This is a genomic window from Leclercia sp. S52, assembly GCF_039727615.1.
Taxonomy (GTDB): Bacteria; Pseudomonadota; Gammaproteobacteria; order Enterobacterales; family Enterobacteriaceae; genus Enterobacter; species Enterobacter adecarboxylatus_B.
Genome location: NZ_CP152474.1, coordinates 126,596 through 140,271, shown reverse-complemented (window position 1 = coordinate 140,271; position 13,676 = coordinate 126,596). Strand labels below are relative to the sequence as shown.

General features: G+C 59.0%; 10 protein-coding genes and 2 pseudogenes. 8 read left to right on the top strand and 4 right to left on the bottom strand.

The window, feature by feature from the left end; translation table 11 throughout:
* The first annotated feature begins 121 nt into the window (after positions 1 to 121).
* From gpmM to AAHB66_RS00650, 3 genes are read left to right on the top strand one after another with little or no spacing between them, the layout of a single operon-like run.
* Positions 122 to 1,669 carry a 2,3-bisphosphoglycerate-independent phosphoglycerate mutase gene (gene gpmM / locus AAHB66_RS00660; protein ID WP_347114863.1) on the top strand — a complete coding sequence of 516 codons (1,548 nt, stop codon included), beginning with the start codon at positions 122 to 124 and terminating at the stop codon, positions 1,667 to 1,669.
* A gap of 33 nt (positions 1,670 to 1,702) precedes the next feature.
* Complete coding sequence (gene envC, locus AAHB66_RS00655) at positions 1,703 to 2,962, top strand: murein hydrolase activator EnvC (protein ID WP_347116557.1); 1,260 nt, start codon at positions 1,703 to 1,705, stop codon at positions 2,960 to 2,962.
* A gap of 3 nt (positions 2,963 to 2,965) precedes the next feature.
* Complete coding sequence (locus AAHB66_RS00650) at positions 2,966 to 3,910, top strand: divergent polysaccharide deacetylase family protein (protein WP_347114862.1); 945 nt, start codon at positions 2,966 to 2,968, stop codon at positions 3,908 to 3,910.
* Positions 3,911 to 3,941: 31 nt separating this feature from the next.
* Here the strand turns inward: AAHB66_RS00650 and AAHB66_RS00645 are convergent, their stop codons facing one another.
* From AAHB66_RS00645 to kbl, 3 genes are all read right to left on the bottom strand, one after another.
* The gene (locus AAHB66_RS00645) at positions 3,942 to 4,742 is read right to left on the bottom strand and encodes a glycosyltransferase family 2 protein (RefSeq protein WP_347114861.1); all 801 of its coding nucleotides are present in this window, start codon (positions 4,740 to 4,742) and stop codon (positions 3,942 to 3,944) included.
* A gap of 139 nt (positions 4,743 to 4,881) precedes the next feature.
* Positions 4,882 to 5,907, bottom strand: coding sequence for an L-threonine 3-dehydrogenase (tdh, locus tag AAHB66_RS00640; protein ID WP_039030152.1), 1,026 nt, complete (start codon positions 5,905 to 5,907; stop codon positions 4,882 to 4,884).
* A gap of 9 nt (positions 5,908 to 5,916) precedes the next feature.
* Positions 5,917 to 7,113 (bottom strand): glycine C-acetyltransferase, encoded by a 1,197-nt coding sequence (gene kbl / locus AAHB66_RS00635; protein WP_347114860.1) that lies wholly within the window; start codon positions 7,111 to 7,113, stop codon positions 5,917 to 5,919.
* Positions 7,114 to 7,328: 215 nt separating this feature from the next.
* On the opposite strand from kbl, the gene rfaD reads away from it, so the two are divergent.
* From rfaD to AAHB66_RS00610, 5 genes and pseudogenes are all read left to right on the top strand, one after another.
* On the top strand, positions 7,329 to 8,261 hold the full coding sequence (gene rfaD / locus AAHB66_RS00630; RefSeq protein ID WP_347114859.1) for an ADP-glyceromanno-heptose 6-epimerase: 933 nt from the start codon (positions 7,329 to 7,331) through the stop codon (positions 8,259 to 8,261).
* Between the two features lie 9 nt (positions 8,262 to 8,270).
* Entirely contained in the window at positions 8,271 to 9,317 is a 1,047-nt protein-coding gene (gene rfaF, locus AAHB66_RS00625) for an ADP-heptose--LPS heptosyltransferase RfaF (RefSeq protein ID WP_347114858.1), read from the top strand.
* A gap of 3 nt (positions 9,318 to 9,320) precedes the next feature.
* A pseudogene (gene rfaC / locus AAHB66_RS00620) lies at positions 9,321 to 10,308 on the top strand (lipopolysaccharide heptosyltransferase RfaC).
* A pseudogene (gene rfaQ / locus AAHB66_RS00615) lies at positions 10,301 to 11,405 on the top strand (putative lipopolysaccharide heptosyltransferase III). Before rfaC ends, rfaQ begins: the two co-directional pseudogenes overlap by 8 nt.
* Positions 11,402 to 12,511: a glycosyltransferase family 4 protein gene (locus AAHB66_RS00610; protein ID WP_347114857.1), complete on the top strand. Its 1,110-nt coding sequence runs from the start codon at positions 11,402 to 11,404 to the stop codon at positions 12,509 to 12,511. Before rfaQ ends, AAHB66_RS00610 begins: the two are co-directional and overlap by 4 nt.
* Here the strand turns inward: AAHB66_RS00610 and AAHB66_RS00605 are convergent.
* A complete protein-coding gene (locus AAHB66_RS00605) occupies positions 12,490 to 13,593 on the bottom strand; it encodes a glycosyltransferase family 4 protein (protein WP_347114856.1) in 1,104 nt (367 codons plus the stop codon). The genes AAHB66_RS00610 and AAHB66_RS00605 overlap by 22 nt on opposite strands.
* Positions 13,594 to 13,676 lie beyond the last annotated feature (83 nt).

The following is a 13,676-nucleotide window of genomic DNA, read 5'->3' as shown; positions in this document are numbered from 1 at the left end:
AAAATTCCCCTCTCCTTACCCTTACCCCGGCGGTTTCTTTGATCTTCTGCGGCTATTTGATCGATTCAGCTGTAGTAAAATTACGCAAATTTTTTGTCTTTTGAGCAAAGAGGTTGTCGCAATGTCGGTTTCTAAAAAACCTATGGTACTGATGATTCTGGATGGCTATGGCTATCGTGAAGATCAGCAGGATAACGCCATTTTCAACGCTAAAACCCCGGTCATGGATGCACTGTGGGCACAACGTCCTCATACGCTGATTGATGCGTCCGGCCTGGAAGTGGGTCTGCCCGATCGCCAGATGGGCAACTCCGAAGTTGGACACGTCAACCTGGGTGCGGGACGCATTGTTTATCAGGACCTGACCCGTCTGGATGTTGAAATTAAAGAACGCACCTTCTTTGCAAACCCGGTGCTGACCGGCGCAGTTGAGAAAGCCGCCGCCGCAGGCAAAGCGGTGCACATTATGGGTCTGCTCTCCGCCGGTGGCGTTCACAGCCACGAAGATCACATCATGGCGATGGTCGAGCTGGCCGCAGAAAAAGGGGCAGACAAAATCTATCTGCACGCCTTCCTCGATGGCCGTGACACCCCGCCGCGCAGCGCTAAATCCTCTCTGCAAGTCTTCGAAGACAAGTTCGCTGCGCTCGGCAAAGGCCGCGTGGCGTCCATCATTGGCCGCTACTACGCCATGGACCGCGACAACCGTTGGGATCGCGTAGAGCAGGCCTACAATCTGCTGGTTGAAGCCAAAGGCGAGTTCCAGGCCAACAGTGCCGTTGCCGCCCTGGAAGCCGCTTACGCCCGCGATGAAAACGACGAATTCGTGAAAGCGACCGTGATCCGCGCTGAAGGCCAGGCCGATGCCGCGATGGAAGACGGCGACGCGCTGATCTTCATGAACTTCCGCGCTGACCGCGCCCGCGAAATCACCCGCGCCTTCGTCAATGCTGACTTCGACGGCTTCGCCCGTAAAAAAGAGGTCAAGCTGGGCGATTTCGTGATGCTGACTGAGTATGCTGCCGACATTAAAGCCCCATGCGCCTATCCGCCGTCATCGCTGGCGAATACCTTCGGCGAGTGGATGGCGAAGCACGACAAGACCCAGCTGCGCATCTCCGAAACCGAGAAATACGCACACGTCACCTTCTTCTTTAACGGCGGCGTGGAAGAGTCGTTCAAAGGTGAAGACCGCATTCTGATCAACTCCCCGAAAGTGGCGACCTACGATCTGCAGCCGGAGATGAGCTCTGCCGAGCTGACCGCGAAGCTGATCGCAGCCATCGAAAGCGGTAAATACGACACCATCATCTGTAACTACCCGAACGGCGACATGGTTGGCCATACCGGGGTGATGGAAGCGGCGATCAAAGCGATTGAAGCCCTGGATGCGTGTATCGACCAGGTCACCAAAGCCGTCGTCGCCGCGGGCGGTCAGATGCTGATCACCGCAGACCACGGCAACGCCGAACAGATGCGCGATCCGGCTACCGGCCAGGCGCACACCGCGCATACCAACCTGCCGGTACCGATGATTTATGTCGGTGATAAATCAGTTAAAGCAGTGGATGGCGGTAAGCTTTCAGACGTTGCCCCAACCATGCTGACCCTGATGGGCATGGAAATCCCGAAAGAGATGACTGGCAAGCCGCTGTTCATCGTGGAATAATCCTTCCCCATGAGGGGAAAGGCGATTGTTTCAATCACATGGGTCGTGAAGCCGTTACGGTTATCAGTCAGGCCTTTACTTTACGCCAGCGTGCTCAGCGCTGGCGTATTGTTGTGCGCGGCATCCGCCCAGGCGGACGAGCGCGATCAGCTCAAAACCATTCAGGCCGATATCGCGGCCAAAGAGCGGGCGGTACGCCAGCAGCAGCAGCAACGTTCTTCCCTGCTTGAGCAGCTCAAAAAGCAGGAAGAGGCGATCTCCGCGGCGGCACGCAAGCTGCGAGAAACCCAGAACACCCTCAGCGTATTGAATAAACAAATAGACGAGATGAATGCGTCTATCGCCAAGCTTGAGCTTCAGCGTGCGGCTCAGGAGCGCAATCTTGCCGCGCAGTTAGATGCTGCCTTCCGCCAGGGTGAACACACCGGCGTGCAGCTGATCCTTAGCGGCGAAGAGAGCCAGCGCGGCCAGCGCCTGCAGGCCTATTTCGGCTATCTCAACCAGGCCCGCCAGGAGACCATCGCCCAGTTGAAGCAGACGCGAGAAGAGGTCACCACGCAAAAAGCGGAGCTGGAAGAGAAGCAGAGCCAGCAGCAGACCCTGCTTTACGATCAGCAGGCGCAGCAGGCCAAACTGGAACAGGCGCGCAACGAGCGTAAGAAAACCCTCGCCGGTCTCGAATCCTCCATTCAGGAAGGTCAGAGCCAGTTGAGCGAAATGCGCGCCAACGAATCAAAACTGCGTAACAGTATCGCCCGTGCGGAAGCGGCCGCCAAAGCGCGCGCCGAGAAAGAGGCGCGTGAAGCGCAGGCCGTTCGCGACAAGCAGCAGGAAGCCTCCCGCAAAGGTACCACCTACAAGCCAACAGAAAACGAACGCTCGCTGATGTCGCGCACCGGCGGCCTCGGCTCGCCGCGCGGCCAGGCCTACTGGCCGGTACGGGGCTCAATTCTGCATCGCTATGGCGAACAGCTGCAGGGTGAGCTACGTTGGAAGGGGATTGTTATCGGTGCGTCGGAAGGTAGCGAAGTCAAAGCTATTGCCGATGGCCGGGTGATCCTCGCTGACTGGCTGCAGGGTTACGGCCTGGTGGTGGTGGTTGAGCACGGGAAAGGCGACATGAGTCTTTACGGCTACAACCAGAGCGCTCTGGTTAGCGTCGGCACCCAGGTACGCGCCGGTCAGGCTATCGCCCTCGTGGGCAGCAGTGGCGGTCAGGGCCGCCCGTCACTCTATTTCGAAATTCGTCGCCAGGGTCAGGCGGTCAATCCACAGCCGTGGTTGGGAAGATAAGTTTTGCTTCAATTTCGTCGTATGGTTCTCCCCTTCGTCAGCGCACTGGCGCTGGCGATGCCGGTTTACGCAGGTAAACTCGCTATCGTCATCGATGACTTCGGTTATCGTCCACAAACAGAAAATCAGGTGCTGGCAATGCCATCCGCCATCTCCGTCGCCGTGCTGCCAAACGCGCCTCACGCCCATGAGATGGCCACCAAAGCCCACAACAGCGGGCATGAAGTGTTGATCCATCTGCCGATGGCGCCGCTCAGTAAACAGCCGCTGGAAAAAGATACCCTTCGCCCGGAGATGAGTAGCGAAGAGATCGAGCGCATCATCCGCGAAGCGTATGGCAAAGTGCCTTACGCCGTGGGGCTGAATAACCATATGGGCAGCGCCATGACCTCCAGCCTGTTTGGCATGCAGAAGGTGATGCAGTCCCTGGCGCGCTATAACCTCTACTTCCTCGACAGCATGACCATCGGCAACAGCCAGGCGATGCGCGCCGCGCAGGGCACCGGCGTGAAGGTGATTAAGCGCAAAGTGTTCCTCGATGACACGCAAAACGAAGCCGATATCCGCTTCCAGTTTAACCGTGCCGTGCAGGTGGCCCGTCGCTCAGGTTGGGCTATTGCCATCGGTCACCCGCATCCGTCCACCGTTCGCGTGTTACAGCAGATGCTGCCCACACTGCCCGGGGATATCACCCTGGTGCCGGCAAGCAGTCTGCTCAATGAGCCGCAGGTGGATACTTCCCGCCCGGTCAATCCGCCACCCGCCGGAACTGCACCTGGCACAAAACCGCGTAATCCGTTCCGCGGCGTGACGCTCTGTGCGCCTAAGCAGCCGCCAGAGCCGGTCTATATGACCCGCTACTTCTCGGTGATTGGAGAGAGCATCAGTCAGAGTACGCTGGTGAAGTATGTCCAGCTGCAGTGGCAGGGTTGGGGTAAGAAAAGCTGATACCCGCCGTGAGGCGGGATCCTTTACTTAACTACTCAACGACATGAGAGTCTGCGTGCTTTTTGCCCGCAGACTCTTTTTGTTCCTGATGTTGATACCAGGCTTTGAAGTATTTCAGGAAGCTGTAAGAGGTGGCGTAAAGGCCGGTCACCACTCCCACTCTCCCCTGGCGCCACGCGCCGCTGAACAGATACCACTTAAAGAAGGCGCCGATGGCGCTAATCACGCCGCGCACAAGCGAAGGGCGTACGGTCTGGTACTTCACCAGACGGCTGGTGTAGCTGTTCAGCTTGTTGAAGACTTCGTGCAGCGAATAGAAGGTGTCATGACGCACGCGGCCCGGGATTTTAACCGCCTGGATCACCCCTTCCACTTTGTCATCCACCGGACGCTGATTAAACCGCGCCTGAGTACGGTTAAAGAGCCGTACCGGGAAATCGGGCGAGGAGATGGGGTAAATCGTCCGTACCTCTTCCCCTAAGACATGCCAGTAGCGGGCGATTCGCCAGGCCTGCTGCGGATGAGGTTCATCACCCGCCTTCAGGCGCAGGATAAAATCGACGGTTTCGGCATCCAGAATCTCATCACTGTCCATGCACAGCACCCAATCATTGCTCGCCAGATCGATGGCGTGGTTCATCTGCACGCCATGCATGGTATAGGGCTGGTGATGGGGCGTGATGCCGTACTCCTGGCAAATCGCTAAGGTGGCGTCGTGACTGCCCGAGTCGAGGACGATGATTTCATCGGCAACAACGATCAACGGGGGCAGGACTTCACGCAGCAGTCGCGCTGAGTTACAGGTCAATAAACAAACGGTGAGCTTGAACATAGGCGCTGTAAAGTTGAGTAAACTTCCCCAAACTCTATAAGCGAAGGCTGAAAAAAGCGAAGAAAACCTGGCGATAATCCGGTTGTGGACTGAAAAACGTGAGGCCAGCGAAAAAAAAGCGCCCGCAGGCGCTTTTCGTTTAGTTCCAGCTCAGGATCACTTTCCCGGACTGGCCTGAACGCATCGCGTCAAAGCCCTGCTGGAACTCATCGATGGAGAAGCGATGAGTGATGATGGGAGACAGATCCAGACCGGACTGGATCAGCGCCGCCATCTTGTACCAGGTTTCGAACATCTCGCGGCCATAAATACCCTTGATAAACAGCCCCTTGAAGATGACTTTGTTCCAGTCGATGGACATATCTGACGGTGGGATCCCCAGCATCGCGATACGCCCGCCGTGGTTCATGGTGTCGAGCATGGTGCGGAACGCCGGCGGCGCGCCGGACATCTCCAGGCCAACGTCAAAGCCTTCGGTCATCCCCAGCTCTTCCATCACGTCGTTCAGGTTCTCTTTAGAGACATCCACCGCGCGGGTGACGCCCATCTTACGCGCCAGCGACAGACGGTATTCGTTCACGTCGGTGATCACCACGTTGCGGGCACCCACGTGCTTCGCTACCGCAGCCGCCATGATGCCGATCGGGCCTGCGCCGGAGACCAGCACGTCTTCGCCTACGAGGTCGAACGACAGGGCCGTGTGCACCGCGTTGCCGAACGGGTCGAAGATGGAAGCCAGATCGTCAGAGATGTTGTCCGGGATTTTGAAGGCGTTGAACGCCGGGATCACCAGATATTCGGCGAAGCAGCCCGGGCGGTTGACGCCTACGCCGACGGTGTTACGGCACAGATGTGTGCGGCCGCCGCGGCAGTTACGGCAGTGGCCGCAGGTGATATGGCCTTCGCCGGAGACGCGATCGCCGATTTTAAAGCCTTTCACTTCCTGGCCAATGCCAACCACTTCGCCGACATATTCGTGACCGACTACCATCGGCACCGGAATGGTCTTCTGTGACCACTGGTCCCAGTTATAGATATGCACGTCCGTGCCGCAAATAGCGGTTTTACGAATTTTGATCAGCAGATCGTTATGACCCACTTCCGGCTCCGGAACGTCGGTCATCCAGATGCCTTCTTCCGCTTTCAGTTTGGATAATGCTTTCATTACGCGTCCTCAGGCAATCACGCCCAGTTGTTTGCCGATGCGGGTAAAGGCTTCCACCGCACGCTCAATTTGTTCAGGGGAATGCGCCGCCGACATCTGGGTGCGAATACGCGCCTGACCTTTTGGCACCACCGGGAAGAAGAAACCGGTGACGTAAATGCCCTCTTTTTGCAGCTCGCGGGCAAAGTTCTGCGCCACTACGGCATCGCCCAGCATCACCGGGATAATGGCGTGATCGGCACCGGCCAGGGTAAAGCCCGCCGCGGTCATTTTTTCGCGGAACAGACGGGCGTTGGACCACAGACGGTCACGCAGTTCGGCACCGGACTCCACCATCTCCAGCACCTTGATGGAGGCGGAAACAATGGCCGGGGCCAGCGAGTTGGAGAACAGGTACGGACGGGAACGCTGACGCAGCCACTCCACCACCTCTTTGCGTGCAGCGGTATAGCCGCCGGACGCGCCGCCGAGCGCTTTGCCCAGCGTACCGGTGATGATGTCCACGCGGCCCATTACGTCGCAGTATTCATGGGAGCCACGACCGTTTTCACCGACAAAACCGACCGCGTGCGAGTCATCAACCATCACCAGCGCATCGTATTTGTCCGCCAGGTCGCAGACGCCTTTCAGGTTCGCGATCACGCCGTCCATAGAGAACACGCCGTCGGTGGCGATCAGCACGTGACGCGCACCGGCCTCGCGGGCCTCTTTCAGACGGGCTTCCAGCTCAACCATGTCGTTGTTGGCGTAGCGGAAACGCTTCGCTTTACACAGACGCACGCCGTCGATGATCGACGCGTGGTTCAGGGCATCGGAAATAATGGCATCTTCCGCACCAAGCAGGGTCTCAAACAGACCGCCGTTGGCGTCGAAACAGGAAGAGTACAGAATCGCATCTTCCATGCCGAGGAAGGCGGCCAGCTTGCTCTCCAGCGCCTTGTGGCTGTCCTGGGTGCCGCAGATGAAACGCACGGAGGCCATGCCAAAACCGTGGGTGTCCATGCCTGCCTTCGCGGCAGCGATCAGCTCAGGGTGATTCGCAAGACCTAAGTAGTTGTTGGCGCAGAAGTTGATCACGTGGCTGCCGTCGGCAACGGTGATATCCGCCTGTTGAGCGGACGTAATGATTCGCTCTTCTTTGAACAACCCTTCCGCTCGCGCGGTTTCCAGGTCACTGTTTAACTGTTTGTAAAAATCACCACGCATTGCAATTCTCCAGACTCGGCAAATTTCGGCACATATTACCCAAAGCTATACCCCGATACGAGATGACGCATTAACAGTTCTCGTTTTTGCAGCATAAATCACGTGTACCCCTGCGCTGTGAAGGTGAATGGCTGAAGGGCAGCCATACTAATGATATGATAGAAACATTAGCGTCCGGGATTGTCCCCGGACTACATACTTCAAAGGTTACAGCTATGATCATCGTTACCGGCGGCGCGGGTTTTATCGGCAGCAATATTATTAAGGCCCTCAATGACAAAGGCATCACCGACATCCTGGTGGTGGACAACCTGAAAGACGGCACCAAGTTTGTTAACCTGGTGGATCTGAACATTGCCGACTACATGGATAAAGAAGATTTCCTTATCCAGATTATGGCGGGTGAAGAGTTCGGTGAGATCGAGGCTATCTTCCATGAAGGTGCCTGCTCCTCCACCACCGAGTGGGACGGCAAGTACATGATGGATAATAACTATCAGTACTCCAAAGAGATCCTGCACTACTGCCTGGAGCGTGAAATTCCGTTCCTGTACGCCTCTTCCGCGGCGACCTACGGCGGACGCACCTCTGACTTTATTGAATCCCGCGAGTACGAGCAGCCGCTGAACGTCTACGGCTACTCCAAGTTCCTGTTCGACGAGTACGTGCGCCAGGTACTGCCAGAAGCAAACTCGCAGATCGTTGGCTTCCGCTACTTCAACGTCTACGGACCGCGCGAAGGCCACAAAGGCAGCATGGCGAGCGTGGCCTTCCACCTCAATACCCAGCTGAACAACGGCGAAACCCCGAAACTGTTCGAAGGCAGCGATGGCTTCAAGCGTGACTTCGTCTATGTGGGCGACGTGGCAGCGGTGAACCTGTGGTTCTGGGAGAACGGCGTTTCCGGCATCTTCAACCTGGGGACCGGCCGGGCAGAATCCTTCCAGGCGGTAGCCGATGCTGCGCTGGCGTACCATCAGAAAGGCAGCCTTGAGTACATCCCGTTCCCGGATAAGCTGAAAGGCCGCTACCAGGCATTCACCCAGGCGGATCTGACCAACCTGCGTGCCGCAGGCTATGACAAGCCGTTCAAGACCGTTGCCGAAGGGGTGACGGAATATATGGCCTGGCTGAATCGCAACGCGTAAGAAATAAGCATGAAGATACTGGTGATCGGCCCGTCATGGGTGGGCGACATGATGATGTCGCAAAGTCTCTATCGCACGCTCAAGGCGCGCTATCCCCAGGCGATAATCGACGTGATGGCACCCGCGTGGTGCCGTCCGCTGTTATCGCGGATGCCGGAAGTTAACGAAGCGATCCCGATGCCGCTCGGCCACGGGGCGCTGGAGCTTGCCGAACGCCGCAAGCTCGGCCATAACCTGCGCGACAAGCGCTACGACCGCGCCTACGTGCTGCCTAACTCCTTCAAGTCCGCGCTGGTGCCTTTCTTCGCCAGCGTGCCGCACCGTACCGGCTGGCGTGGCGAGATGCGCTACGGCCTGCTGAACGACGCCCGCATACTGGATAAAGAGGCCTGGCCGCTGATGGTGGAGCGCTATGTAGCGCTGGCCTACGACAAAGGCGTGATGCGCAGCGCGAAAGATCTGCCCCAGCCGCTGCTCTGGCCGCAGCTGCAGGTTAACGAGGGTGAAAAATCCCAGACCTGTAACGCCTTTGGCCTGTTGCCCGATCGTCCGCTGATTGGCTTCTGCCCTGGCGCAGAGTTCGGCCCGGCGAAGCGCTGGCCGCACTATCACTACGCTGAGCTGGCGAAGCAGCTGATCGACGAAGGCTATCAGATTGTGCTGTTTGGCTCGGCGAAAGATCATGAGGCGGGCAATGAAATCCTCGCCACGCTGAGCATCGAGCAACAGGCCTGGTGCCGTAATCTGGCGGGGGAAACCCAGCTGGAGCAGGCCGTTATCCTGTTGGCCGCCTGTAAAGCCGTGGTCACTAACGACTCCGGCCTGATGCACGTCGCCGCGGCGCTGAACCGCCCGCTGGTGGCGCTGTACGGCCCGAGCAGCCCGGACTTCACCCCGCCGCTGTCGCATAAAGCGCGCGTGATCCGCCTGATCACCGGCTACCACAAAGTACGTAAGGGTGACGCCGCCGAAGGCTATCACCAGAGCCTGATCGACATTACCCCGCAGCGTGTCCTCGACGAGCTTAACGAACTGCTGTTGAGCGAAGAAGGATAACGGATGCGGGTACTGATCGTTAAAACCTCCTCGATGGGCGACGTGCTGCATACCCTGCCCTCGCTCACCGACGCCATGCAGGCGATTCCGGACATCCGTTTTGACTGGGTCGTGGAAGAAGGCTTCGCGCAGATCCCGGGCTGGCACGAAGCCGTAGACCGGGTGATCCCGGTGGCGATCCGTCGCTGGCGCAAAGCCTGGTTCTCCGCCCCCATTAAGGCCGAGCGTCAGGCCTTTCGCGATGCGGTTCAGGCCCAGCGTTACGATGCGATCATCGACGCTCAGGGGCTGGTCAAAAGCGCGGCGCTGGTCACCCGACTGGCGCACGGCGTAAAGCACGGAATGGACTGGCACAGCGCCCGCGAGCCGCTGGCGAGCCTGTTCTACAACCGCCGTCATGCGATCGCGAAGCAGCAGCACGCGGTGGAGCGCACCCGGGAGCTGTTCGCCAAAAGCCTGGGCTACGCGAAACCGCAAATGCAGGGGGGATTACGCGATTTCCCGGCACTTCCTGCACGACGCGGAACACGCAAGCACGCCTTATCTCATCTTCCTGCACGCTACCACCCGGGATGATAAACACTGGCCGGAAGCCCACTGGCGCGAGCTGATCGGCCTGCTGAGCGGTACGGGCCTGCGCATCAGGCTCCCGTGGGGCGCCCCGCATGAAGAGGCGCGGGCGAAGCGGCTGGCAGAAGGTTTTGATTACGTGGACGTACTGCCCCGGATGAAGCTGGACGGCGTGGCGCAGCAGCTGGCGGGTGCCACGGCGGTAGTGTCGGTGGATACCGGCCTCAGTCACCTGACGGCAGCGCTGGATCGTCCTAATATTACGCTTTACGGCCCGACGGATCCGGGTCTGATTGGCGGCTACGGCAAAAATCAATATATCTGCCGCCCGGAACATTCATCGCAGCTGAGCGACCTTTCCGCCGCTGCGGTATTTGCGCAATTAGAGCCGTTGCTGGCAGCAGAGAGAGCCTATGTCTGATTTTTTCTCAGCGGAGCGCCCACCGAAGCGCGTGCTGATCGTTAAGCTGCGTCACCACGGCGACGTCCTGCTGACCTCGCCGGTCTTTACGGTGTTGAAAAAGAACTACCCCAATGTCGAAGTGGATGCCCTGGTGTATGACGACACCCAGGCGATGCTCACCAGCCACCCCTGTATCGACCAGGTGCATACCATTGGCCGCAACTGGCGCAAAAAAAGGCTGGTTCGAGCAGTTCCGCCTGTACCGTGCTCTGCTGAATACCCTGAAGGCGCGTCAGTATGACGTGCTGATCAACCTCACCGAACACTGGCATGGCGCACGTCTCGCGCGTCGTCTGAAACCCCGCGTGTCCGTCGGCTTTAAGCCCGATAAACGCGGCGGGCTGGCGCGGCGCCGCTGGGTGAAATCCTTCACCACCCTCTATCCGGCGATCCAGGATAACAGTCGCCATATGGTGGAGGTGAATCTGGATGCGCTGCGGCGGATCGGCATTCATCCGCAGACCGATGCCGATAAACATACCCTGTTTGTGCCGGGCGATGCGGCGGAAGCGTCGATTGCGGAGAAACTGGCTGGCTTCGGGCTGAAGAGTCAGTCCTACATTCTGGTACACCCGACGTCGCGCTGGATGTTTAAGGCCTGGGATATCAACAAGCTGGCGGCGACCATCGATAACCTGGCGGCCCGCGGCCTGCCGATTATCCTCTCTGCGGCGCCGTCAAAAGAAGAGTCCGCCTACATGGATGAGCTGCGTGCCGCGCTCACCCAGCCGGTGTTTGACTTAAGCGGCCAGCTCAACCTGAAAGAGCTGGGTGCGCTGATGAAACATGCGCGGGTCTATTTTGGCGTCGATTCGATGCCGATGCACCTCGCCAGCGCGGTGGGAACGCCAACTGTTGCCATCTTCGGCCCGACAGGAGCGATCAAGTGGGCGCCGTGGGGCGTGAACTACCGCGTGATCGTTGCCGGCTTCACCTGTCAGCCCTGTGGTAAAGCGGGCTGCGGCGACAGCGGCGTCTCCGACTGCATTACGGCAATCACTCCGCAAATGGTGCTGAGCGCCATCGATACCCTGCTGCTGGAAAACCCGGCATGAAGCTCGCTATCGTCCGACAGACCTATAACCCCAACGGCGGCGCAGAGCGCTTTGTCTCTCGCGCGCTGAACGTGCTGGCGCAGGATACGGCCCTGGACGTGACGCTGATCGCCCGTCAGTGGGAGGACGCCGCCGGCTGGAAAACCCTGACGGTCAACCCGGCCTTCCGCAACCGTCTCGACCGCGAATCAGGTTTTGCCGACGCCGCGGCGGCGCAGTTTGCGCAGTTCGATATCGTGCAGAGCCATGAGCGTATTCCGGGGGCGACTATCTTTCGCGCCGGGGATGGCGTACATGCCACCTGGCTTGCGCAGTACAACCGCATCCAGTCGCCGCTGGCGCGCTGGGCGCAGTCCCTGAGCCGCTATCATCGCTATATTTTGCAGGCGGAAGTGCAGATGTTTACCCATCCTGCGCTGCGCAACGTGATCTGTAATTCGAAGATGGTGCGGGATGATATCGCCCGCCGTTTTGGCCTGCCGGATGATAAGCTGACGGTGATCTACAACGGTGTGGATACCGCCCACTTCAGCCCTGAGGTGCGCGCGCTCTCCCAACGTGACGCGCTGGGGATCCCCCTGGCAGCACCGGTGCTGGCCTATGTCGGCTCCGGGTTCAGCCGTAAAGGGGTGGCGACAGCGCTGCGCGCTATTGTTCCTCATCCGGAGGTCTGGCTGCTGGTCGCCGGGCGCGATAAGCATGCGCGCAAATTTGAAAAGCTGGCGCAGACCCTCGGCGTGGCGTCCCGGGTGCGTTTTCTGGGGCCGGTTGCCGATGTGCGTCAGGTGTACGGCACCGCCGACGCGCTGATCCTGCCGACGCTTTACGATCCCTTCCCGAACGTCTGCGTCGAAGCGCTGGCCTGCGGCCTGCCGCTGCTCACCAGCCCTGGCTGCGGTGCGGCGGAGTGGATTGAAGAGGGGGTTAACGGCTGGGTGCGCGATGCGCTCGACGGTGCTGGCTATCAGCAGGCGATCGCCGAATGGCTGAATGGCCGGGAACAGGGTGTGGATTATTCAGCAGCGGCACGCGCCACTGCTGAGCCTTATACCCTGGAACGGATGGCAAAAGAGCTGCAGGCGCTCTACCGCGACCTGCTGCGCTGAACCGCGGTGGAAAAGACCTTTTCCATCGCCTCCAGCATGCACTCGCGGGTGAAATGGCTGCACAGGTAATCGTACCCCTGCTGCGCCAGCTTTTCGCGCAGTGCGCCTTCATCGTATAACTGCACAATCGCCTCGCGCAGCGCTGTTTCGTCGCGCTGTGCAATCAGGATCCCGGTCTGGCCGTTAATCACCGCATCTGCCGTGCCGCCCGCGTCGGTGGCAATGGTCGCAATTCGCGAGGCCAGGGACTGCAGTACCCCCTGCGGGACGCCTTCCATATCATGCGACGGGCTGAGCGCAACATCAAAGGCCGGGAACCAGCGCTCCGGATCGCTGCGATGCCCCGCCATCACCACCCGCTGCTGCAATCCCAGGGCGATAATCTCCTGCTCCAGCGTCGCTTTATGCGGCCCTTCACCGACGATCGCCAGCCTGATGTGCGGATTATCAATGGCGGCCAGGGCGCGCAGCAGCACGCTATGGCCTTTGTTAGGCCGCAGGTGCGACACCACGCCCAGCCAGAAATCCTCCTGCGACAGGCCGCAGTGCTCACGGGCCTGCTGTTTATCCGCCGGGTGAAAACGCTGGGTATCCACGCCGCTCGGCACGGAAGTGCTCTGAGCCATCGGCACGCCGATATCTGCCATCTGCTGGCGTAATGCCTCGCCGGTGGTGACGATATGGGCGCAGGCTTTGCGAAACAGCCAGCGGGTAGTCCAGTTATTGCGCGGAACGCCGGAGGCATGCCGGGTACGCACCAGCGGCACCGGATCCGGGAGGGTGAGATTGGCCAGCGCCACCAGCCAGGTATCGGCAGAATTGTGACTATTGATGATATCAACGGACTGACGGTTCTCTTTCAGCCAGCGACGCAGCTGCTGCAGGTTTTGCAGGTTCTTACGCCGTAGCGGCATAGTCACCACTCTTAACCCGGCATCGCGCGCCAGGCCGTGTAGCGGTGCACTCTCCGGGCAAAGTATGGTCACCTGATGGCCGCGCTGAATCATCCCTAAGGACTCATTAATGATGCGTAATGGCTGACCGCCCTTACCACCGTCTGCTTCAGTGTGAACAATATGCATACTTTTCCTGTTTATTGTGCAATGACTTGCCATAACAACAAATTATAACCTTTAAGGCCTGGGTAATACATAAAGCCTGGCCC